This window comes from Streptomyces aidingensis, from assembly GCF_900112355.1.
Classification (GTDB): domain Bacteria; phylum Actinomycetota; class Actinomycetes; order Streptomycetales; family Streptomycetaceae; genus Streptomyces; species Streptomyces aidingensis.
This window is the reverse complement of sequence record NZ_FOLM01000018.1, coordinates 81,994-104,370: the sequence shown is the minus strand read 5'-3', so window position 1 is coordinate 104,370 and position 22,377 is coordinate 81,994. Positions and strand designations below refer to the sequence as shown.

Sequence of the window (22,377 nt, the reverse complement as noted above, 5' to 3'; positions counted from 1 at the left end):
GACTACCGGGTGGCGGGCGACTGGGGCAGCGGCTTCCAGGGCGAGATCGTCATCCGCAACACCGCCGCCACCGCCCTGACCGGCTGGACCCTGGACTTCGCCTTCCCCGCCGGGCAGAGGGTCACCAACATGTGGGGCGGCACCCCCGCCCAGAACGGGAACACGGTCAGCGTCACCCCCGCGGACTGGACCCGCACCATCCCCGCCGGCGGCTCGGTCACCCTCGGCTTCATCGGCACCAGAGGCACCACCAACCCCGCCCCCACCACCTTCACCCTCAACGGCACCACCTGCACCACCACCTGACCCACCCCCCCCGTACCGGCCGGCCGCCCGGGCCCGTGCCCGGCGGCCGGCTCCGGCGGGAACCGCCCGCGACCGCCGGACGTCCCTGGCCGGGGAAGGGAGCCGGACATGAGACGGATGAGCGGGGCGCGGGGCAGCCTCCTGACGGCGCTGGTGTGCGCCGGGCTGCTGACCGCCTGCGACAGCGGCGAAAGCGGTGAGGAACGACCGGCCACCGCACCGGTGGCGGCCGACGGCGAGGGACTGGTGCCCGACTTCGTGCTCGCCCTGCCCCAGGGCACCCGGCTGGACCGCGACGACGACCGGCTCGCCCACGGGCTGCTCGGCGACGGCGGAGCCGGCTGCCGGCCCCTGGCCTGGGACGACACCGGCGACGATGCGCCGGGACTGACGGTCTACGCGGCGAACGACGCCTGCGCCGTCGACGAGGACGTCCACGACCACCCGCTGAACGGACGCCACCCGGTCTACCGGTCAGCCGAGGACATCCCCGGCGAGACGGCCGCAGCCGGCCGCGAGGTCACCACCCCGCTCGGCACGGCGCTGCTCTTCACCCAGACCTATACCGAGTGCACCAACTCCTGCGAGGACTTCGACGAGCCGTTCGCCGTGATCACCCTCTCCTCCCCGGCGGATCCCGGCTACCGGTCGCTGGTGTTCACCTCGCTGGGCGCCCGGCTCTCCCTGGAGGAGCTGGAGACCATGGTCGTGGACCGCCTCTCGCTCCCCTGAACCGCCGCCCCTGAACCGCCGCGCCGGACCAGCCGGTCAGGACGGTGGTGCGGGGCGGACGGCGAGTACCGCGATGTCGTCGGTGCTGTCCGCGCCCAGCCCGATGAGGAGTTCGTCGCAGAACACGTCGAGCGGCTCGCGGGCCAGCGCCGCGGTGTGCCGGCGCAGCCGCGCCAGCGCCCCGTCCAGGGGCTCGTCCCGGCGTTCGATCAGGCCGTCGGTGTACAGCAGCACCGTGGAGCGGGCGGGGAGGCCGGTGCCGGCCGAGGGGCGCGGCATTGCGGGGTCCATGCCGAGCAGCAGGCCGGCGCCCTCGTCGAGGTAGCGGGTGGCGCCGTCCTTGGTGGTCAGCAGTGGCGGCAGATGCCCGGCCGAGGAGTGCTCCAGCCGCCAGGGGCCCTCCGGCGGTCCGGTCACCCGGCCGTAGACGCAGGTGGCGATCGCCTCTTCGGACAGGCTGTGGTTCGCCAGGTCCAGGGAGCGCAGTACCGCCCCGGGGGGCCTGCGGCGGTCGACCGCGATGCCGCGCAGCATGCTGCGGAGCTGGCTCATGGCGATCGCCGCATCGAGGTTGTGCCCGCTGACGTCCCCGATGACCACCGCGGTGTCCCCGCCGGGCAGCGGAAAACTGTCGTACCAGTCGCCGCCGACCTGCGCGGTGGCGGAGGAGGCGGCGTAGCGGGCGGCCAGCTCCAGATGACCGACCCGCGGCAGCGCGGGCAGCAGGGAGCGCTGCAGCCGCTCGGCGATGTTTCTGGTCTCCTGGTACAGACGGGCGTTGTCCACCCCCAGGGCCAGGCTGCGGACCAGGTCGTCCACCAGCGACACGTCGTCGTCGGTGAACGGCGGCCCGCCGCCGGTGCGGGCCAGCGTCAGGGCCCCGAGGACCTCGCGGCGGGCCCGCAGCGGGGCGACGACGGCGCTGCCGGCGCCCAGGTGCCGGAACAGCTCCCGGTAGTCGGCGTCCAGCGGGCTCGGCGGCCGTCCGTCCGGCAGCGGGGGAAGGCCGGTGAGCAGCAGCGGGCCCGCGCCGCGCAGCACCCGGGCCAGCGGGCCGCGGGCGTCCTCGGTGACCGGGGGGACCGGCCCCTCCGTGGTCTCGGGTGCCCCGGGAGGCGGCCCGCCGGGGCGGCGGTGCACGACGCAGACCCGCTCCACCCGGGCGTGTTCGCCGATCAGGTCCACCGCGCACCAGTCGGCGAGGTGCCGGGTCAGAATGCGCCCCACCTGTTGCAGGCCCTCGTCCAGGTCCGGGGTGTTGCCCAGCGCGTTTCCGGTGTCGGCCAGCAGGGACAGCCGCTCCAGCGCCGGCAGCCCGGTGCCCGGCCCGGTCCCCGTCCCCGGCCCGGCCCCCGCGGCGGCGGGTGCGGGCGCGGCGGGCTGCCGGCTGCCGCCCGGTGCCCGGGGCGCCCCGGCCACCGCCGCCGCCCTCGGTGCGAGCTGGGCGACGAACACGGTGCGGCCGTCGGTGGTCTCCTGGGTCTGGATGGTCAGCCGGACCGGGACCAGCCTGCCGTCCCGGTGCAGTGCCGGAAGCGGCACCGGGCGGCCCAGGATGCGCGCCCGGCCGGTGAGCAACAGCGAGCTGTACGCCGCGATGTGGCGTTTTCTCAGATGCTCGGGGATGAGCGTGGTGAGCCGCCGCCCGGTGAGTTCGTCGGCCTGCCAGCCGAGCAGGTCGGCGGCGGGCCCGTTCACCGCGATGATGCGGTTGGCCTCGTCGGCGGCGATGGTGGGGACCCTGCTGGCCCGCACCTGGCGGGTGTCCCAGGGCACCAGTTCCGCGGGACCGGCGCCCGGCTCGCGCGGGGCCACGGTCCAGGCGGTGGGATTTCCGCCGGCGAGCTGGGCGACGATCTCGTCGAGCAGCCACCGCTGGAAGGCCCGGCCGCGCGGCAGGGCCGGCAGGGTGAGCAGGCGTTCGCCGCGGGCCGCGTCCTCGGCCAGGTCGAGCACCCGGCGCAGGACGACCAGGGACGATGCGGCGTCCGCGGGCACCGCCAGGGGCAGCGAGCGCATGTCCGCGTCGGCGGACCGTTCGCCCTGTGCGGCCGCCACCCAGCCGTTGAGGGCGCTGTTCGTGTCCTGGGCGACGGCCAGTTCCCCGGGCGGCACACCGAGGGTGTCCCCGGCGGACGCGGCCAGCGCGAGTTCGCGCAGCAGGGCGCCGCGGTGCTGCCGGTCCTCCGTGCAGAGCGCGCCGGGCACATCGACCAGCAGCACCGTCCGGGGGGAGCCGGGCGGCGGTACGGCGGTGCGCCAGCCGCCCGGTGCCGGCCGCGGTCCGGGCGGCGCCAGCTCGAACCAGACCGTTTTGGCGTCCTCGCCGGTGTCGACGCCGTGGCGGGACGCCAGCCGGGCGACCAGGGTGAGGCCCTGCCCGGTTCCGGAGTAGGCGGGGCACTCAAGCGGCAGCAGCACCCGGCCGGGCCGGTGGTCGCCGACGCCGATCCGCACTCCGCCGCCGTGTGCCAGGACCGACACCTCGATCCCCGTGCGGGCATGCAGCACCGCGTTGGTCACCAGTTCGCTGACCAGCAGCCGGGCGGTGTCCGCCGTCTCCGGGGCGGTCCCGGCGCCGGCCGCCAGGACCGCGTCCACGAACCGCCGGGCCGAGGCGACGCTCTCCGGCCGCGGGGGGAACCTCTGCCGCGGTGACCCCGGCGGATCGAGGTGGTGCATGCCACGAGTGTCCCGCACCCGGCGTGTCCCGCAACCGCGCTCCGCCGCCGGTGCGGACCCCGCCGGTGCGGGCCGGCCGGTGCGGGCCGGCCGGTGCGGGCCGGCCGCGGGGCAGCTCCGGAGGAGAATCCTCCACTTGCCCGCTGCACACCCGTTGACGCCCCGGCCGCGGGACCCTTAACGTCCGTGGCCTGACTTTCGGGAATCTTCCGAAAATTTTCGGGACAGTTTTGCCAGAAGGGCTTCCCATGAGATCCGTCCGCGTTGCCACCTTCGCGCTCGCCGCCGCCGCCCTGGCCCTGCCGCTGGCGGCCATCCCGGCGACCGCCGACCCGGGCCCCGACCACCGGGCCGCCCCGCACTCCAACGCCAAGTTCGACCGGCTGCGCCATGCCGCCCCCGAGGGCTTCTTCGTGGGCACCGCCGCGGCCGGCGGCGGCCACCACCTCGAGCAGGACTATCCGGACCCCTTCACCCACGACAGGAAGTACCGGAAGATCCTCGGGCGCCAGTTCAGCTCGGTCTCCCCGGAGAACCAGATGAAGTGGGACTTCATCCACCCCGAGCGGGACCGCTACCGCTTCGAGGAGGCGGACGCCATCGTGGACTTCGCCGAGCGCCACGGCCAGGTGGTGCGCGGGCACACGCTGCTGTGGCACAACCAGAACCCCGCGTGGCTGGAGGAGGGCGACTTCACCGCCGAGGAGCTGCGCGCCATCCTGCGCGACCACATTCAGACCGTGGTCGGCCACTACGCCGGCCGGATCCAGCAGTGGGACGTGGCCAACGAGATCTTCGACGACCAGGGCAATCTGCGCACCGAGCAGAACATCTGGATCCGCGAACTCGGGCCGGGCATCGTCGCCGACGCCTTCCGCTGGGCCCACGAGGCCGACCCGGAGGCCCGGCTCTTCTTCAACGACTACAACGTGGAGGGCATCAACGCCAAGAGCAACGCCTACTACGCGCTGGTCCAGGAGCTGCTCGCCGACGGTGTGCCGGTGCACGGGTTCAGCACCCAGGGCCATCTGTCCACCCGCTACGGCTTCCCGGGCGATCTGGAGCAGAACCTGCGCCGGTTCGACGAGCTCGGTCTGGAGACCGCGATCACCGAGGTCGATGTGCGGATGGACCTGCCGGAGAGCGGTGAGCCCACCGAGGAGCAGCTCCAGCAGCAGGCCGACTACTACGTGCGGATGCTGAACGCCTGCCTGGCGGTGGAGAGCTGCAACTCCTTCACCGTCTGGGGCTTCACCGACAAGTACTCCTGGGTGCCGGTGTTCTTCGAGGGGCAGGGCTCGGCCACCATCATGACCGACGACTTCACCCGCAAGCCGGCCTTCTTCGCGCTCCAGGACGCGCTCAAGGACGCCCGCAAGGGCTGAGACCTCCCCCTTGGCCCGCCCGTGCGGCGCGGCGTGGGCCCCGGCCCGGCGGCCGGGGCCCATGGCACGGGCGGGCGGGGGCGTCGTCAGCCGTCCGCGCAGGCGCCGAGGTCCTCCCAGACGCCCCACTGGCCGGTGGTGCCGGGCTCCTCGCCCCTGGTCCACCACTTGGCCCGCCAGTTGTGGCCGCCCCAGGTGACGGTGTCACCGCCGGTGTACACGGTCCCCGCGTCCCAGCCCGCGGGCAGGCAGGCGGTGCCGTCCCCGCCGCCGCTGTCTCCGCCGCCGCTGTCTCCGCCGCCGATGCGCACATCGGTGCAGGCGTAGAAGGCGTTGCCGGTGTCCGCGATGTTCCAGACGGCGAGCACCTTCTGCTGTCCCGTCAGGCCGCCGAAGTCGACCCGGTGGGTGACGGTCGCACCGGGCCGTGCGCCGCCGTCGTCGAACTGCGCGACCAGCCGCCCGCCGGCGAAGTACTGCCAGTTGCTGGTGGCGTGGCGGGCGGTCAGGTGCCAGGTGAAGGTGGTGGTGCTGCCCACCGGCGTGACCTGCCAGCCCTTGCCGTCGTCGTCGAGCTCGGCGAACTGCGCGTTGCCGCCGCTGCACGAGCGCAGCCCCTTGGGCCCTTCGACGCTCTGGGGCTCCCACTGGATCTGCCCGCAGTCCACCACGCCCGCGGCGCACTGCGCCTGCCGGCTGGGCGGTGAGGAGACATAGCCGTGTGCGCCGGCGGTGGGGGCGGGCAGCGCCACGACCAGGAGGGGAGCGACGACCGCGCCGGTGAGGGCGGCCAGTCTGGTGCCGAGTTTCATGCCGACTCCTTCTCTGCCGGGGCCGTCGGTCCCCGGGGACCGACGGCCCCGTTGTGGGGGGTGAGGTGGAGCATGTGGAGCAAGGCCGGCCGGCGGGTGACACGGCCGGCCGTGCCGTGGCATCGGCGGAACGCGCGACCGGACCCCGCAGGTCTATACCTTCCCCGTTAGGTCTAGACCTGTTTGCGTGGCCCGGTCAAGAGGCCGGAGCGCGCGGAACGGTGAACCGCCGCCCCGCCTCAGGCACCGACATAGGCGGCGAGGTGCTCGCCGGTGAGGGTGGAACGGGCGGCGACCAGGTCGGCGGGCGTGCCCTCGAAGACGATCCGGCCGCCGTCGTGGCCCGCGCCCGGCCCCAGATCGATGATCCAGTCGGCGTGCGCCATGACCGCCTGGTGGTGCTCGATCACGATCACCGACTTGCCGGAGTCCACGAGCCGGTCGAGCAGGCCCAGCAGCTGCTCCACATCGGCCAGATGGAGGCCGGTGGTCGGCTCGTCCAGCACGTAGACCCGGCCCTTCTCGGCCATCTGGGTGGCCAGCTTCAGCCGCTGCCGCTCACCGCCGGAGAGCGTGGTCAGCGGCTGGCCCAGGCTGAGGTAGCCGAGCCCGACATCGGCGAGCCGGCCGAGAATCCGGTGCGCGGCCGGGGTGCGCGCCTCGCCGGAGCCGAAGAACTCCTCGGCCTCGGTCACCGGCATGGCCAGCACCTCGCTGATGTCCCGGCCGCCGAGACGGTACTCCAGCACCGATGCCTGGAACCGTTTGCCCTCGCACTCCTCGCAGGTGCTGGCCACGCCGGCCATCATCGCCAGGTCGGTGTAGATGACGCCGGCGCCGTTGCAGTTCGGGCAGGCGCCCTCGGAGTTGGCGCTGAACAGCGCCGGCTTCACCCCGTTGGCCTTGGCGAACGCCTTGCGGACCGGGTCGAGCAGCCCGGTGTAGGTGGCCGGGTTGCTCCGCCGGGAGCCGCGGATCGCGCTCTGGTCGATGGACACCACGCCCGCGTCGGCCGCCCCCGGCTGCCCGGGCAGCGCTCCGTGCACCAGGGAGCTCTTGCCGGAGCCGGCGACGCCGGTCACCACGACCAGCACGCCGAGCGGGATGTCGACATCGACATCGCGCAGGTTGTTGGCGCTCGCGCCGCGGACCGCCAGCGTGCCGACCGGCTTGCGCACCGAGGTCTTGAGGGCCGCCCGGTCGTCGAGATGGCGGCCGGTGACGGTGCCGCTGCTCCGCAGCCCGTCCACGGTGCCCTCGAAGCAGACCGTGCCGCCCGCCGTGCCGGCCCCCGGACCGAGGTCCACCACATGGTCGGCGATCAGGATGGTCTCCGGCTTGTGCTCCACCACCAGCACCGTGTTGCCCTTGTCCCGCAGCCGCAGCAGCAGGTCGTTCATCCGCTGGATGTCATGCGGGTGCAGGCCGATGGTCGGCTCGTCGAAGACATAGGTGACGTCGGTCAGCGAGGAGCCGAGGTGCCGGATCATCTTCACGCGCTGGGCCTCGCCGCCCGACAGGGTGCCCGAGGGCCGGTCGAGCGACAGATAGCCCAGCCCGATCTCCCCGAACGAGTCGAGGGTCCCCCGCAGCGCGGTGAGCAGCGGCGCGACCGAGGGCTCGGCCAGGCCGCGGACCCATCCGGCCAGATCGCTGATCTGCATGGCGCAGGCGTCGGCGATGCTGATCCCGTTGATCTTCGACCTCCGGGCGCCCTCGCTGAGCCGGGTGCCCTCGCATTCGGGACAGGCGGTGAAGGTGACCGCCCGGTCCACAAACGCCCGGATGTGCGGCTGCATCGCCTCCCGGTCCTTGGACAGGAACGATTTGCGGATCTTGGGAATCAGCCCTTCGTAGGTGAGGTTCACGCCCTCGACCTTCACCTTGGTCGGCTCCCGGTACAGAAAGTCCTGCATCTCCTGCTTGGTGAACCGGCGGATCGGCTTGTCCGGGTCGAGAAAACCCGACTCGGCGTAGAGCCGCACGGTCCAGAAGCTGTCCGACTTCCAGCCGGGAATGGTGAACGCCCCCTCGGAGATCGACTTGGAGTCGTCGTAGAGCCGGCTGAGGTCGATGTCGGACACCGTGCCCCGGCCCTCGCAGCGCGGACACATGCCGCCGGTGCGGGTGAAGGTCGCCTTCTCCGCCTTCTTGGCGCCGCGCTCGACGGTGATCGCGCCGCTGGCCCGTACCGAGGGGACGTTGAAGGCGTAGGCGCTGGGCGGACCGATGTGCGGCTGCCCGAGCCGGCTGAACAGGATGCGCAGCATCGCGTTGGCGTCGGTGACGGTCCCGACGGTGGAGCGGGGGTCGGCCCCGATGCGCTGCTGGTCGACGATGATCGCGGTGGTCAGCCCGTCCAGGACATCGACCTCGGGGCGGGCCAGCGCCGGCATGAAGCCCTGCACAAAGGCGCTGTAGGTCTCGTTGATCAGCCGCTGCGACTCCGCCGCGACGGTGTCGAACACCAGGGAGCTCTTGCCCGAGCCGGAGACACCGGTGAACACCGTCAGCCGGCGCTTGGGAATCCCGACGCTGACGTCCTTGAGATTGTTCTCGCGCGCGCCGTGCACCCGGATCAGGTCATGGCTGTCGGCGGCGTGCGCCGCGGAGGGCTGCGGGTCCGTGCTGGTGGCCATGGTGCGTTGTCTCCATCCGTCGCGGGAATCCGCCGGGACCGGCCGGTGCGCCGGTCGCCGCGGCTGCGATTGCGGTCTTCTGCGGTCTTCTGCGGTCCTGTGCGGCCGTAGCGGTCACCCTATGCGCGCGCCTGTGACCGGCGCTTCTCCATATCTGATCGGATATCCGACCGGAAATCCGGCCGTCCGGTCGCCCCGCCTCGGGGCGCCGTGCGAGACTGACCGGGTGGGACGGCAGGATCTCGGCGACCTGGTCCGGCTGCGCCGGGCGCGCGACCGGATGGACCGCGAGTACGCCGAGCCGCTGGATGTCGCGGCGCTGGCCCGGGAAGCCCTGATGTCGGCGGGCCATTTCTCCCGCAGTTTCCGCGCCGCCTTCGGCGAGACGCCGTACAGCTATCTGATGACCCGCCGCATCGAGCGGGCCAAGGCACTGCTGCGGCGCGGCGATCTGACGGTGACCGAGGTCTGCGTCGCGGTCGGCTGCACCTCGCTGGGGTCGTTCAGCTCGCGCTTCACCGAGCTTGTCGGCGAGAGCCCGAGCAGCTACCGCGCCCGGGAGCACGAGGACGGGGCCGCCGTCCCGGCCTGTGTGGCCAAGATCCACACCCGCCCGGTGAGAAACCGGCCGGCCGCCCGCACCGTCGAGCAGTAGTCGGCCCGGCCGGACGCCGCCCGTCCGCCGGCCGCGCCGCGGCCGGTTACGTTGTGGGGGAGAGCCGGACACGCGCAACGGGAGGGCCCAGGTGCCGGGACGCGACAACGGGGGACCTGCGGTCGACCTCGGGGATCTGCGGCTGTTCGCGGTCGTCGCCGAGGAGCTGCACTTCGGCCGGGCGGCGGCCCGGCTGCATCTCAGCCAGCCGGGCCTGAGCTACCGGGTCAAGGCGCTGGAGGACGCCCTGGGCTACCAGGTGCTGGCGCGCAATCGCCGCGGGGTGCGGCTGACGCCCGCCGGCGAGGTGCTGCTGTCCGGCGCCCGCCGGCTGCTGGGCGAGGCACACCGGGTGGTGGACGACGGCGGCCGGGTGGCGCGCGGGGAACTGGCCACGGTCCGGGTCGGGTTCGTGGGCACGGCGCTGTACAGCCTGCTGCCCGCGGTGCTGCGCGAGGCGCGGGTGCGCCATCCGGCGCTCCAGGTGCGGGTCGAGGAGCGCAAGAGCGCCGATCAGGTGCGGCTGCTCCAGCTCGGCCGGCTCGATCTGGGGCTGCTGCATCTGCCGGTCGATCCGCGCAGCGGGCTGGAGGCCACGCCGGTGCTGGAGGATCCGGTCGGCATCGCGCTGCCGGCCGGCCACCGGCTGGCGGACCGGGACCCGCTCGCGCTCGCCGACCTGTCGGGGGAGGACTTCGTGCTGTTCCCGCGGGATCTGGAGCCGCACACCTACGACCGCTACACCGACGCCTGCGTGGCCGCCGGGTTCGCACCCCGCGTCGCCCACGAGGCCACCGGGCTGCAGACCATTCTGGCCCTGGTGGCCGCGGGGCTGGGGGTGGCCTTCGCGGCGCGGTCGGTGGCCCGCCATCTCACCCGCTCCGGGGTGGTGTTCCGGCCGCTGGCCGGGCCGGCGCCGCGGCTGGTCACCGGCCCGGCCCGCCCGGCGGGCAGCGACCACCCGGGGGCGGCGCTGCTGCGCGAGGTCATCCTGGACTGTGCCGGTGATCGAACCGGCAAATCACAGGAGCAGGAATTCGTATTGGACGGATAACCGCGGGGCTTTCTAGCGTTTCCCCATGGAAACCAGAACCACGACGAACGCTGTTGCGCTGGTGACCGGCGCCAACCGCGGCCTGGGCAGCGCCCTGGTCGACGCCCTGCTGGAGCAGGGCGCGCGCCGGGTGTACGCGGCGGCCCGGGACACCGCCTCCCTGGCCGGGCACGACGAACGGGTGGTCCCGGTCCGGCTGGACCTGACCTCGGCCGCGGACATCGCCGCCGCCGCCGCGCTGGCCACCGATGTCACCCTGCTGGTGAACAACGCGAGCACGGCCCGCTTCGCCGACCCGTTCACCGCCGGGCGCGAGGAACTGATGCTGGAGATGGCCACCAACTACACCGGCACCGTCGACGTCATCCGCGCCTTCGTCCCGGTCATCGAGAAGGCCGGGGGCGGGGCCGTGGTCAATGTGCTGTCGCTGCTCGCCCTGGCCGGCACGCCGCCCATGGCCGGCTATGCCGCCTCCAAGGCCGCGCTGCACTCCTTCACCCAGGCCATCCGCCCGGGGCTGCGCGCCCGCGGCATCGGCGTGCACGGCGTGTACCCCGGCGGCATCGACACCGACATGCTCGCCGGATTCGACGGGCCGAAGACCAGGCCGGAGATCGTGGCGGAGGCGATCGTGGCGGGCGTCGCCGCCGGGCACACCGAGATCTTCCCCGACCCCACCTCCGCGCGGATGTCCACGCTCTGGCGGAGCGACCCCAAGGGGTTCGAGCGGGCCTTCTCCGGGGAGGACCGGTGAACGTTCCCCTGCCGACCGTCGCCGTGATCGGGCTGGGTGCGATGGGCGCCCGCCTGGCGGCGAATCTGTGCGCCGGCGGTTATCCGGTGGTGGTGGCGAACCGGTCACCGGAGCCGGTGCGGGACCTGGTGGCCGCGGGCGCCTCCGCGGCCGGCTCGCCCGCGGAGGCGGCGTCCCGCGCGGAGGTGGTGCTCGTCGCGGTCAGCGACGACGAGGCGTCCGCGGCGGTGTGGCTGGACCGGGACACGGGTGTGCTGGCCGGTGCCCACCGGGGCACCCTGGCCGTCGAGGCCAGCACGCTCTCCCCGCGGTGGGTCCGGAATCTGGCCGCCGCGGCTGCCCTGGACGGCCTGCGCTTCCTGGAGGCGCCGATGATCGGCTCCCGGCCGCAGGCCGAGGCGCGGGCGCTGGTCCATCTGGCCGGGGGCCGTCCGGAGGTCCTCGCGGACGCCCGCGCCGTGCTGGAGTGCAGTGCGGCACGCGTCCACCACGTCGGGGACCACGGCACCGCCGCCACCCTGAAGCTGATCGTCAACGCGTCGCTGGCCACCCAGGTCGCCGTGCTGGCGGAACTCCTCGCGCTCGCCCGCCGGGCCGGCCTCGACCCGGCCGAATCGGTCCGTTTCCTCGCCGACCTGCCGGTGACCAGCCCGGCCGCCGCACGCGCCGCCGGGGTCATGACCGCGGAGGACTTCGCGCCGAACTTCCCGGTCCGGCTGGTCGACAAGGACCTGAGGTATCTGACCGCGCTCGCCGAGGACCTGGCCACCGAGACGCCGATGGCCCGCGCCGCACTCGCCGGATACCAGCGGGCCGGCGCCGCCGGACACGGCGACGCCGACCTGACCGCCATCGCGGCGGCCTACTGGTGACCCGCTGCTGATCACCGCCCGGGGGCCGGTCCACGGCCCCCGGGCCCGCGGGGGGCGGCCGGGTCCGGACGCGGGCCGGCGCCGCTGCCGTCCGGCGCCGCGCCCGCCCGGCCGCGGAAGGCCGCGATGCCGGAGCGGACCGCCTCGGCCACGGCCGCCCACTGGGTGCTCAGGTAGAAGTGTCCGCCGGGCAGCACCCGCAGGGCGAAGGACCCGGTGGTGTGCCGGTCCCAGAGCCGGACCTGGTCCAGCGGCGCCCGCGGGTCCTCGGAACCCGCCAGCACCAGCAGCGGGCAGGAGAGCTCGCGGCCCGGCAGGTGCCGGTAGGTCTCGACGGCCCGGTAGTCGGCGCGCAGCGACGGCAGGATCAGCTCGCGCATCTCCGGGTCGTCCAGCACCCCGTCGGCGGTGCCGCTGAGCGTGCGCACCTCCTCGATCAGCGCCCGGTCGCCGCGCCGGTGGAGGTTCTCCGTCACCGGCACCGAGGGGGCGCGGCGGCCGGAGGCGATCACCCCCAGCGGCGGGACGCCGGTGTCCCGCTCCATCCGGCGGGCGGTCTCATAGGCGAGGACCGCGCCCATGCTGTGGCCGAACAGCACCAGCGGCCGGTCGGTCAGCGGTTTCAGCTCCGGCAGGATGTGGTCCGCCAGCTCCCCGATGCCGGTCAGCGGCGGCTCGGCATACCGGTCCTGACGGCCCGGGTACTGCACGCCCAGCACCTCGGGATCGTCGTCGCCGCCGAGCAGCGTGGCAAGCGGGCGGTAGAAGGTGGCCGAGCCGCCGGCGTGCGGAAAGCAGAGCAGGCGTGTACCGCCGCCGCCGCGCCATGGCCCGTAATCGCGTATCCACAGGTCGCCGGGCCGGCTGCCGTCCGGGCTCATGGGCGCTTTCTCCTCCGTTCGGACGGCCCCGGCTGCGGTCGGCGCCCGGGCCGTGTCGGATGTGCGGTCGCCTCGGGCGCGTCCGCGGCGGGACCGGTGACGCGCCCGCTGCACAGGGTAGGACGGGCGCCCCCGCGCGGTCGCCGGTACACCGGCGGAAATCCGCCGCCGGTCCACCGGCGGCCGAGCCGGGGCCCGGACCCAAGGCCGGGGGCCCGGGCGCGCCCGAGCTGCCGCCGCACCCCGCCGACCAGGCGAAACGGCCCTTCCGGGCGCCCTCTCGGCACCGGCGGAATACCGCTGAATGGGCTGATTTGCCGGTATTGGAGTAGCTTGGTCGGGTGGACTTCGGTCGACGCGCTGAGGCGCCATCGAGCCCGTCCCGGCGCGCCCGTGTCCCGCGGATACGGGCCCGGGAACCGCAACCGCCGCCTGGCTTCCGTCTGCGGCCCATGGCGGAGGAGGACGTGCCGTATGTCGTCACCGAGCACCTGGCCCACTTCGGCGAGGGCTTCTTCGCCCGCCTGGGCCCCCGTTTCCTGGCCGCGTACACGGTCAGGCATCTGGACAGCCCCTATGCCCGCTGTCTGGTCGCCGAGCGCGACGGCGAGCGGGCCGGCTTTCTCATCGGGCTGACCGATCCGGCCGGCCACCGGCGGCACCTGGTGCAGCGGCACGGCCGCGCACTGGCCCTGCGCGGCACGGCGGCACTGCTGGTGCGGCCGGCCCTGGCCGTGCACTTCACCCGCACCCGGGCCGTCCGGTACGCGGGCGAGTTCCTCACCCGGCACCGGCCCGCGGCCGGCGAGTCCCGGGCGGCGGCCCGCCCGCAACCGGGCCGGCGGGTCGCCGTGCTGGCCTACCTCGTGGTCAGCGGCACCGCCCGCTCCCAGGGGCTGGGCACGGCCCTGGTGGAGCGGTTCCTCCGCGAGGCGGCCGAGGCCGGCTGCGACCGGGCCGATCTGGTCACCGCCGCCGGCGCCGGGGGCGCCGGCCGGTTCTACCGCCGCCTGGGCTGGCGGTTCACCGGGAACGTCGGCACCACCGACGGGCGGAACCTGAGCATGTACAGCCATCCGCTCAGTGGTAATTGAAAGAAATACGAGTGTATTCCGCTCATTCTCTGTAATATCCGGGAAATCAATGAGAGTCCCGTGGTCCCAGATGGTGCCGGTTCCCCCGGGATTCCTGTGCACACGCCTCTGACCTGCAATGAACGTGGCATGAGGCGGTCTGGTTCCGGCCTGCCGGGATTCATTACCGGATGGTTCGAATTCTGACGGAAGTCTGACGCCGGCCCCGAAAAGTTGGACTTCCGGCCGCCGGGCGAGGACCTTCTTGGTGAGGGCGCGCAATGCATTCCGCGCCATGGATATCAGCTCTCACCGGAAGGGAATTCACCGCCATGCCTCTTGTGCCCCAGGACACCGCCGGCCGCGCCGGCGCGTTACGGGACGCAGCCGCCGGCACCGCCTGGAGAAGCCCGCTGCTCGACCGCCTCGGCAGCCATGACCGGCACCTGTTCCAGACGTTCGGCTCCGGACCGCGCCGGGCCGTGCCGCACACCCGTGTCCACCACGCCATCGAGCGCCATGCGGCGGCCCGTCCGCGGGCCGTGGCGGCCGAGCACCTCGGCGAGACCATCACCTACGGAGAACTGGACCGGCGGGCCGGCCACCTGGCCGCCCGGCTGGCCCGGCTCGGCGTACGGCCCGGGGACCGGGTGGCCCTGTTCACCCGGCGCTCGATCCCGATGCTGGTCGGGCTGCTGGCCATCCTCAAGGCCGGCGCGGCCTATGTGCCGCAGGACACCGGGATCGCCCCGGCCGCGCAGCTCCGGCACATCCTGCGCGTCACCCGGGCCCGGGTGGTCCTGACCCACTCCGCGCACGCCCACCGGGTGCCCGCGGCCGACGGCGTCACCGTGCTGGCCGTCGACGAGCTGCCGCCCGGCAGCGGCGGCGGCACCCCGGGCCGGCCCCGCGGCACCGGCCCGGCGGAGCCGGCGCCGGAGGACGGCTGCTACGTCCTGTTCACCTCCGGCACCACCGGAACGCCCAACGGGGTCACCGTCACCCACGCCAACGTCTGCAACCTCCTCCTCACCCGGCCCGGCAGCCTCGGCATCCGGCCCGGCGACCGGGTCGCCCAGATTCTCAGCATCGCCTTCGACATGGCCTCCTGGGAGATCCTCGGGGCGCTCTGCCACGGCGCCACCCTGGTCGTCCGGGGCCGCGACATCGCCGCCGCGGTGCGCGGCGCCGACATCGTGATCGCCACGCCCACCGTGCTCAGCACCATCGACCCGGACACCTGCGACCGGGTGCGCACGGTGGCCGTGGCCGGCGAGCCGTGCCCGCGCGCACTGGCCGACCGGTGGGCCCGCAGGGCGGTCTTCCACAACGGCTGCGGCCCCACCGAGACCACCATCGTCAACACCATGCAGCTCCACACGCCCGCGGCGGCGCGCCTCACCATCGGCCGGCCGACCCCCAACAACACCGTCTATGTGCTGGACGAACACCGCCGTCCGCTGCCCATCGGGGAAACCGGGGAGATGTGGGCCGGCGGCGCCGGGGTCTCGGCGGGCTACCTCGGCAACCCGGAACTCACGGCCGAGCGCTACGCGCCCGACCCCTTCCTCGGCCCCGGGCACACCATGTTCCGCACCCGGGACCTGGGACGCTGGACCCCGGACGGCGAACTGGAACATCTCGGCCGGACCGACGACCAGGTCAAGATCCGCGGCTTCCGGGTGGAGCTGGACTCGGTCTCCGCGGTGCTGGAGTCCCTGGACGGCTGCGTCCGGGCCGCCACCGTCAAACTCGACGACCGGCACCTGGTCTCCTTCGTGACCCCCGCGACACTGTCCGGGGAGGCGGCGCGCGCCGCCGTGGCCGCCGCCCTGCCCTACTACTGCGTGCCCGCCGCGGTCCACGCCCTGGAGGCACTGCCGCAGACCAGCCGGGGGAAGATCGACAAGGCGGCGCTGCGCGCGCTGGCCATGGCCCGGGCGGGCGGTGCGCCGTGACCGCTCCCGCCCACGCCCGACGGCACACCGGGGACGGCGCTGCGGCCGGACTGCCGCCCCCCGTGGCCTTGCCGCGCCGGATCCTCAAGCACCCCCGGCTGATGCACCACAACCGGCTGGTCGCCCTGGTCTGGGCGGCCAACCTGGCCGCCCTGTGGTACGGCCTGGCCGACGGCGACGGCATCGCGGCCGGAACCGCCGCCCACGCCGCCCTGGGCAATCTGACCCTGGCCGTCCTGATCCGCCAGCAGTACGTCATCAATGCGCTGTTCCGGCTGGCCACCCGCGCCCCCGTGCACTGGCCGCTGCGGCTGCGCCAGGCGCTGGGCAAGGTCTACCACTTCGGCGGCCTGCACGTCGGCGGGGCCACGGCCGGCACCGCCTGGTTTCTCGCCCTGCTGCCGCTGCTGGTCACCGGCGGTGCGCCCGGGGACGTACTCGCGGTCTCCGCCGCCCTGGCGGTGCTGCTGACCGTCATGGTGGTGACCGCCCTGCCCGGGCTCCGTGCCCGCCGCCACGACCTGTTCGAGCGGGTGCACCGGTTCGGCGGCTGGAGCGTACTGCTGCTGTTCTGGGTGCAGACGGTACTGGTCATCGGCGACCGCGGGGGGTCGCCGGCCGCGGCACCGGAGATCTGGCTGCTGGCCCTGGTGAGCGTCAGTGTGGCGCTGCCGTGGCTGCGTCTGCGCCGGGTGCCGGTGACGGTGGACCGGCCCTCCCCGCATGTGGCGCTGGCCCGCTTCGACTACGGCGTCACCCCGTTCGCCGGTTCCTCGACCGCGATCAGCCGGCGCCCGCTGCTGGAATGGCACTCCTTCGCCAATGTCCCCGCCCCCGGCCGGACCGGCTTCCGCCTCACCATCTCCCGGGCCGGGGACTGGACCGGGTCCTTCATCGACGAGCGGCCGGGGCATGTCTGGGTCAAGGGCATCACCACCGCGGGCGTCGCCAATATCGAGACCCTCTTCGCCCGGGTCGTCTATGTGGCCACCGGCAGCGGGATCGGGCCCTGCCTGCCGCATCTGCTGGCCCGCCGGGTGCCCGCCCGGCTGGTCTGGGCCACCCGGACCCCGCACCTGACCTACGGGCCGGACCTGGTGGACGAGATCACCGCCGTCCAGCCGGACGCGCTGATCTGGGACACCACCGAGCGCGGCAAGCCCGACCTGGTGTCCCTGGCCTACCGGGCGTACCGGGACTTCGGGGCCGAGGCCGTCATCTGCATCTCCAACAAGAAGACCACCTGGCAGGTGGTGCACGGCCTGGAACGCCGCGGCATCCCCGCCTACGGAGCCATCTGGGACTCCTGACCGCCGTCAGACCACAACGACAGGGAGAAGCCCCGCCATGACACCAAGGACACCGGGGACACCCGGGACCCCCGCACCCGCCACCGCACCGGACCGGGACCGGGCCGCGGCGCCGCCGGCCCGTCTCCGGGTCGAGCAGCAGGACAGGATCGTCGTCGTCCGGCTGCACCGCCCGGAGGTGCACAACGCCCTCTCCGCCGCGCTGCTGGCCGAACTGCTCGACGTGCTGCGTCCGCTGGACCGCGACCCGGACACCGGATGCTTTCTGATCACCGGCTCGGACCGGGCCTTCGCCGCCGGCGCGGACATCCGGGAGATGGCCGACCGGACCGCCCCGGAGATGTTCGCCGAGGACTACTTCGCCGACTGGGAGGTTTTCGCCGCCCTGCGCACCCCGAAGGTCGCCGCGGTCGCCGGCTACGCCCTGGGCGGCGGCTGCGAACTGGCGATGATGTGCGACACCGTCATCGCCGCCGACACCGCCGTCTTCGGACAGCCGGAGATCCGCCTGGGCGTGATCCCGGGCATCGGCGGCACCCAGCGCCTCACCCGGCTGGTCGGCAAGGCCAAGGCCATGGACCTGATCCTGACCGGCCGCACCATGGACGCGGCCGAGGCCGAACGCTCCGGCCTGGTCTCCCGGGTGGTCCCGGCCGGCCGGCTGATGGCGGAGGCCACCGAGCTCGCCCGCACCATCGCCGGGCACGGCAGACAGGCGGTCATGGCGGCCCGGGAGGCGGTCGGCCAGGCGCTGGAGTCCGGCCTCGCCGAGGGCGTCCGCTACGAACGCCGCCTCTTTCACGCCCTGTTCGCCACCGAGGACCAGAAGGAGGGGATGCGGGCCTTTCTGGACAAGCGCCCGCCCGAGTTCACCGGCCGCTGACCCGGCGGACCGGGAGCCGGGCCGCACCGGCGCGCCACCGGCGCCGGTGCGGCCCGCCCGCGCGTGCCGGGTGCCGGGGTCAGCCGCCCCAGGCGGTCAGCTCCCAGAGCGAGTAGCCCCAGGCGGTGCCGCGGGCGGTGCCGTTGATGCGCAGGTGGCGGCCGGTGGCGTCCAGGCCGGTGTGGTCGTCGGTGCCGCCGTCCCCGCCGGTGACCGTGGTGACGGTGGTCCAGGTGGTGCCGTCCTCGGAGACCTGGATCCGGTAGTCCGAGCCATAGGCCGTCTCCCAGTGCAGGGCTACCCGGTCGATGTCATGGGAGGCGCCCAGATCGACGGCGATCCACTGCGGGTCGGAGAACCCGCTGGACCAGCGGGTGCCGGGGTCGCCGTCCACGGCCAGCGCGCCGGCCAGGCCCGGGTCGTCGCCCTCGACGCTGGAGACCGTCACCGGACGGCCCTCGGCCAGATTCGCCCCGGGGCCGGGGTCCGGCACCTCCTCGGTGCTCAGGGTGAACTCGTCGAGGCGGAAGAGGTCGCCCCCGCTGCCCCGGAAGACCAGGTACAGCGGCCGGCTGGTGGTGTAGGGCTCCAGCGGCGCGGCGATCTCCGTGTAGGTGTCGGTCCCGCCGGTGGCGGGCACGGCGGCCTCGCCGAGCAGCGGGCCGGTGGCGGACCCGGCCCGGAACTCGACGCGTCCGCCGGCCGCCGCGGCGCCCACCCGGGCGCTGAACGACCGGATGCCGGTGAGGTTGTAGGGCTCGAAGGCGATCCAGTTGCCGTCCCCGATGTCGCCGACGGCACGGGCGCCGTGCGCCGTGGCGCTGTCCACGGCCGTCACCCCCTGTGCCGACGAGTAGTGCTCGGCCTGCCGGGTGGCGGGCTGGAGCACGCTCTGGTCGCGGCCGGTCAGGCTGCCCTGGCCGGCCACGCCGTTGTCGGTGTACTCGGCGTCGATGACGCCGAAGACATTGGCCGCGCCGCCGTGCTCGCCGTCCGTATTGGCCTCCAGGACGCCGCTGCATCCCGTGGTGTGGCCCAGGGCGTGGCCGTGCGCGTCGTGCCCGAGCACATAGCTGACCCGGACCCGGGAGCAGTCGATGGCGCCGTCCTCCGGATCAACGACCTCGACCTCGAACGGCACCGCGTCTCCCCAGTGGAAGACCCGGCCGTCCAGCGGCAGCCGCAGTTCGACCGTGGGCGCGGTGTTGCCCACGGTGACCGGCAGGCTGGCGGTCCCCCGGTGCACGCCGTCGGAGACGGTGAGGGTGGCGGTGTACTGGCCGTTCTCGGTGTAGGTGTGCGTCGGGTGCGGCTCGGCGGAAGGCGGGCTGCCGTCCCCGAAGTCCCATGAGTAGCCGAGCGGGTCGCCGTCCGGATCGCTGCTGCCCTCGGAGGAGAACGCCACGGTCAGCGGCGCGGTGCCGGACGTCCGGTCGGCGGAGACGGCGGCGACCGGTGCGCGCCCGTCGTCCCCGCTGACATGCTCGATCCGGTACAGGCCCGCGTTCTCGTCGCCGTTGAACCAGCCGGTGCCGTAGTCCAGGACATAGAGCGCGCCGTTGTCGCCGAACTCCATGTCCATGACCTGGGTGCCGGTCCACGGGAAGTCGTTGATCGCCGCGACGCCGCCGGCGGCGTCCAGCTCGATGTTCCTGATCCAGCGGCGTCCGAACTCCCCGGCGAAGTACTGCCCGTCGAACTGCGGCGGGAATTTGATCGTCGAGGGGGAGTCCGGGTCGTAGCGGTACACCGGGCCGCCCATCGGGGACCAGCTTCCCTGCCCGAACTCGGGCGGCTCCATCCCCGGCGCGTAGGGGATCCAGGCGGCCTGCGAGGGGGGCAGCTCGGTGATTCCGGTGTTGTTGGGGGAGTCGTTGACCGGTCCGCCCGCGCAGTCGTAGGCGCCCTCGGAGGGGCCGCCCGGGAAGACCCACTCGTGGTAGGGGTTGTTGAAGTTGTCGCAGTAGGGCCAGCCGTAGAAGCCCGGCCCGGTGACGCGTTCGAAGGAGACGCTGCCGGCGGGGCCGCGCTCACTGTCGGCCGTGCCCGCGTCCGGTCCGTAGTCGCCGAGGTAGACGATGCCCGTCTCGTCGTCCACGCTCATCCGGAAGGGGTTCCGGAAGCCCATGGCATAGATCTCGGGGCGGGTGTCCGGGGTGCCCGGGGCGAACATGTTGCCCTCGGGGATGGTGTAGGTGCCGTCGGGCTGCGGCGTGATGCGCAGGATCTTGCCGCGCAGGTCGTTGCTGTTGGCCGAGGTGCGCTGGGCGTCGTAGCCGGGATTGCTGTCGCTGCGTTCGTCCAGCGGGCTGTAGCCGTCGGACTCGAACGGATTGCTGTCGTCACCGGTGGTGAGGTAGAGGTTTCCGGCGGCGTCGAAGTCGATGTCGCCGCCCACATGGCAGCACATGCCGCGGTTGGTCGGCACGTCCAGCAGCGTCACCTCGCTGTCCGGGTCCAGGGTGTGATCGGCGTTGAGAGTGAAGCGGGAGAGGCGGTTGACGCCGTCGAAGGGGGCCATCTCCGCGGGCGTGCCGGTGGCCGGCGCGCCGCCGTCGGGTGTGGACAGCCGCGGGGCGTAGAAGAGGTAGACCCAGCGGTTGGCGGCGAATCCGGGGTCCGCGGCGATGCCCTGCAAGCCCTCCTCGTCGTGGCTGTAGACGTCCAGCCGGCCGGCCACCCGGGTGTTGCCGGCGAAGTCGGTGTGGCGCACGGTGCCGTCGCGGGAGGTGTGCAGCACACCGCCGTCGGGCAGCACCGTCAGGCTCATCGGCTCGCCGACCTCGGCACCGGTTTTCGCCAGGGCGACCTGCTGGAAGACGGGATCCTCGGGCGGGCCGGCGGTGCCGCCGCACTCGGGGGCCGGGGCCGCCCCGGCCACGCTGAGGATGCCGCCGAGGAGATGCTGCCGGAACTCCGGCTCGCTGTAGGACTCGGCGGTGTGACCGCCTCCGGTGTACCACGACCGGCCGCCGTCGTAGGCATGGCACCAGGCGATCGGGTGGTCGCCGTCCATGGTGCCGCCGGTGTAGCTGGACTCGTCGAGGGAGGCCAGGACGTGCACGTCGCCGCGCGGATTGTCCCGGTAGTTGTACCACTCGTCGAACCGGCTCCAGGAGTCCGGCAGATGGGCGGTGGAGGGATGATCCGGGTCCTCGACGGTGAGGGTGGCCTGCTGGTTGTGCGGGTGGGAGTCGAAGTAGGCGCCGACCAGTCCGCCGTACCAGGGCCAGTCGTACTCGGTGTCGGAGGCGGCATGGATGCCGGCGTAGCCCCCGCCGGCCCGGATGTAGCGCTCGAAGGCGGCCTGCTGTGCGGAGTCGAGGACGTCGCCGGTGGTGGAGAGCCACACCACCGCCTCGTACTGGGCGAGATTGGCGTCGGTGAACTGGGCGGGGTCCTCGGTGGCGGTGACGCTGAAGTGGTTCTCGGCGCCGAGCTGCCGGATGGCGGCGATGCCCTCGTCGATGGAGTCGTGGCGGAAGCCGGCCGTCCTGGAGAAGACCAGGACGTCGAACTCGTCGTGTGCCTGGGCCGGTGGCGCGGTGACCGCGACGGTGAAGGCGGTCGCGACCGCGGTGAGCGCGGCGGACAGCCGCAGGCGTCTGGACAACTGCACGTCGGAAGTCCTTCCCGGGGGCCCGTGCGTGCGCCGTCCGCGACGAGCGGTCTCTTCCCCCGGGGAACCGGCGTGCCACGGCCGGGTCCTGAAGGACTGTCAGCCCATTGTGGCGATATTGACGCGTACGCGTCAATGACGCGGGGCCGCTGCGCCGCTGTCGAGAGGGGGACGGCCGCCGGGGGGCAGTACGGTGGTCACCGCCGCCCGGGGGCGCCGGGGCTGGGTGGCACTCGTGATCGCCCCGGACCGACGCGTCCGCGGACGGACGACCAGCCCTCCTGCTCCCCGGGCGGCGGCGGCTCCGGCCTGCGGGGGCGCCGGCGCGGGCTCGGCGCTTCCGCAGGGCGCCTCTCAGGAGCGAAGACCGGTCCCCGGTCCCGCCCCCCGTTCCGGCCGCCGTCCGTGGGGGTTTCGAGAGAACGGCACGTGCCCGGTGTTCGTCATGCCGGACAACCTAGGGGGACTTTTGCCGACCGTCAATGCAAAGTGCGGTGAGCGTGGTCAAAACCCCGCGCATGTCAACGACAAGGTGACCGCGTTGAGTTGACACGGCATCAGCTATGCGCTGGGCAGCAGCAAAAGAACGGAGTGCGGCGGGCCGGCCCGGCGGCGGATCGGGACCCGATCTCCAGCATCCCGGCGAGCGGACGGCGGGGGAGGCGGCCCGGAAGGGCGGTGTGGCGCCGGGGCGGGGTACATGGTTGCACCAGGGACAACTACCGTTGTGCACCGTGCGGTTACCTGATGGCAACGGCGAGA

General features: G+C 73.5%; 16 protein-coding genes. 11 read left to right on the top strand and 5 right to left on the bottom strand.

Translation table 11 applies throughout. The features are described from left to right. Together BM242_RS24515 and BM242_RS24510 are read left to right on the top strand one after the other, a co-directional pair. Positions 1-306: cellulose binding domain-containing protein (locus BM242_RS24515; protein ID WP_175541560.1), on the top strand; the 306-nt coding region annotated here is incomplete at its 5' end. Between the two features lie 108 nt (positions 307-414). Further along, entirely contained in the window at positions 415-1,038 is a 624-nt protein-coding gene (locus tag BM242_RS24510) for a hypothetical protein (RefSeq protein WP_139238432.1), read from the top strand. A 36-nt stretch (positions 1,039-1,074) separates the two neighbouring features. Here BM242_RS24510 and BM242_RS24505 read toward each other — a convergent pair whose 3' ends face one another. Next, complete coding sequence (locus BM242_RS24505) at positions 1,075-3,720, bottom strand: SpoIIE family protein phosphatase (protein WP_093841106.1); 2,646 nt, start codon at positions 3,718-3,720, stop codon at positions 1,075-1,077. A gap of 248 nt (positions 3,721-3,968) precedes the next feature. On the opposite strand from BM242_RS24505, the gene BM242_RS24500 reads away from it, so the two are divergent. Further along, positions 3,969-5,105: an endo-1,4-beta-xylanase gene (locus BM242_RS24500; RefSeq protein ID WP_093841105.1), complete on the top strand. Its 1,137-nt coding sequence runs from the start codon at positions 3,969-3,971 to the stop codon at positions 5,103-5,105. 86 nt (positions 5,106-5,191) lie between these two features. Here the strand turns inward: BM242_RS24500 and BM242_RS24495 are convergent, their stop codons facing one another. Next, positions 5,192-5,917 (bottom strand): lytic polysaccharide monooxygenase, encoded by a 726-nt coding sequence (locus tag BM242_RS24495; protein ID WP_093841104.1) that lies wholly within the window; start codon positions 5,915-5,917, stop codon positions 5,192-5,194. 239 nt (positions 5,918-6,156) lie between these two features. Then, on the bottom strand, positions 6,157-8,556 hold the full coding sequence (locus tag BM242_RS24490; RefSeq protein WP_093841103.1) for an ATP-binding cassette domain-containing protein: 2,400 nt from the start codon (positions 8,554-8,556) through the stop codon (positions 6,157-6,159). Between the two features lie 226 nt (positions 8,557-8,782). Between BM242_RS24490 and BM242_RS24485 the strand changes: the two genes are divergently transcribed. The 4 genes from BM242_RS24485 to BM242_RS24470 all read left to right on the top strand — a co-directional run bounded on the left by BM242_RS24485 (position 8,783) and on the right by BM242_RS24470 (position 11,891). After that, entirely contained in the window at positions 8,783-9,211 is a 429-nt protein-coding gene (locus BM242_RS24485; RefSeq protein WP_093841102.1) for a helix-turn-helix transcriptional regulator, read from the top strand. Between the two features lie 91 nt (positions 9,212-9,302). After that, positions 9,303-10,265, top strand: a complete 963-nt coding sequence (locus BM242_RS24480) for a LysR family transcriptional regulator (RefSeq protein WP_093841101.1) — start codon at positions 9,303-9,305, stop codon at positions 10,263-10,265. Positions 10,266-10,290: 25 nt separating this feature from the next. Beyond that, a complete protein-coding gene (locus tag BM242_RS24475; protein ID WP_093841100.1) occupies positions 10,291-11,019 on the top strand; it encodes an SDR family NAD(P)-dependent oxidoreductase in 729 nt (242 codons plus the stop codon). Beyond that, complete coding sequence (locus BM242_RS24470) at positions 11,016-11,891, top strand: NAD(P)-dependent oxidoreductase (protein ID WP_093841099.1); 876 nt, start codon at positions 11,016-11,018, stop codon at positions 11,889-11,891. Before BM242_RS24475 ends, BM242_RS24470 begins: the two co-directional genes overlap by 4 nt. 11 nt (positions 11,892-11,902) lie before the next feature. Here BM242_RS24470 and BM242_RS24465 read toward each other — a convergent pair whose 3' ends face one another. After that, positions 11,903-12,772, bottom strand: coding sequence for a thioesterase II family protein (locus tag BM242_RS24465; RefSeq protein WP_093841098.1), 870 nt, complete (start codon positions 12,770-12,772; stop codon positions 11,903-11,905). Between the two features lie 452 nt (positions 12,773-13,224). On the opposite strand from BM242_RS24465, the gene BM242_RS24460 reads away from it, so the two are divergent. The 4 genes from BM242_RS24460 to BM242_RS24445 all read left to right on the top strand — a co-directional run bounded on the left by BM242_RS24460 (position 13,225) and on the right by BM242_RS24445 (position 17,996). Next, a complete protein-coding gene (locus tag BM242_RS24460; protein ID WP_093841097.1) occupies positions 13,225-13,866 on the top strand; it encodes a GNAT family N-acetyltransferase in 642 nt (213 codons plus the stop codon). Positions 13,867-14,177: 311 nt separating this feature from the next. Then, on the top strand, positions 14,178-15,803 hold the full coding sequence (locus BM242_RS24455; protein WP_093841096.1) for an amino acid adenylation domain-containing protein: 1,626 nt from the start codon (positions 14,178-14,180) through the stop codon (positions 15,801-15,803). Next, on the top strand, positions 15,800-17,113 hold the full coding sequence (locus BM242_RS24450; RefSeq protein ID WP_093841095.1) for a ferric reductase-like transmembrane domain-containing protein: 1,314 nt from the start codon (positions 15,800-15,802) through the stop codon (positions 17,111-17,113). Before BM242_RS24455 ends, BM242_RS24450 begins: the two co-directional genes overlap by 4 nt. 37 nt (positions 17,114-17,150) lie before the next feature. After that, entirely contained in the window at positions 17,151-17,996 is an 846-nt protein-coding gene (locus BM242_RS24445) for an enoyl-CoA hydratase-related protein (protein WP_093841094.1), read from the top strand. 79 nt (positions 17,997-18,075) lie between these two features. Here the strand turns inward: BM242_RS24445 and BM242_RS24440 are convergent, their stop codons facing one another. Then, entirely contained in the window at positions 18,076-21,615 is a 3,540-nt protein-coding gene (locus BM242_RS24440) for a ThuA domain-containing protein (RefSeq protein ID WP_217652583.1), read from the bottom strand. Positions 21,616-22,377: the final 762 nt, after the last annotated feature.

Bases quoted from the DNA above. Each gene is read 5' to 3' on its own strand.
- BM242_RS24510 (WP_139238432.1), top strand. From the start codon at position 415: ATGAGACGGATGAGCGGGGCGCGGGGCAGCCTCCTGACGGCGCTGGTG.
- BM242_RS24505 (WP_093841106.1), bottom strand. From the start codon at position 3,720: ATGCACCACCTCGATCCGCCGGGGTCACCGCGGCAGAGGTTCCCCCCG.
- BM242_RS24500 (WP_093841105.1), top strand. From the start codon at position 3,969: ATGAGATCCGTCCGCGTTGCCACCTTCGCGCTCGCCGCCGCCGCCCTG.
- BM242_RS24495 (WP_093841104.1), bottom strand. From the start codon at position 5,917: ATGAAACTCGGCACCAGACTGGCCGCCCTCACCGGCGCGGTCGTCGCT.
- BM242_RS24490 (WP_093841103.1), bottom strand. From the start codon at position 8,556: ATGGCCACCAGCACGGACCCGCAGCCCTCCGCGGCGCACGCCGCCGAC.
- BM242_RS24475 (WP_093841100.1), top strand. From the start codon at position 10,291: ATGGAAACCAGAACCACGACGAACGCTGTTGCGCTGGTGACCGGCGCC.
- BM242_RS24465 (WP_093841098.1), bottom strand. From the start codon at position 12,772: ATGAGCCCGGACGGCAGCCGGCCCGGCGACCTGTGGATACGCGATTAC.
- BM242_RS24460 (WP_093841097.1), top strand. From the start codon at position 13,225: ATGGCGGAGGAGGACGTGCCGTATGTCGTCACCGAGCACCTGGCCCAC.
- BM242_RS24455 (WP_093841096.1), top strand. From the start codon at position 14,178: ATGCCTCTTGTGCCCCAGGACACCGCCGGCCGCGCCGGCGCGTTACGG.
- BM242_RS24445 (WP_093841094.1), top strand. From the start codon at position 17,151: ATGACACCAAGGACACCGGGGACACCCGGGACCCCCGCACCCGCCACC.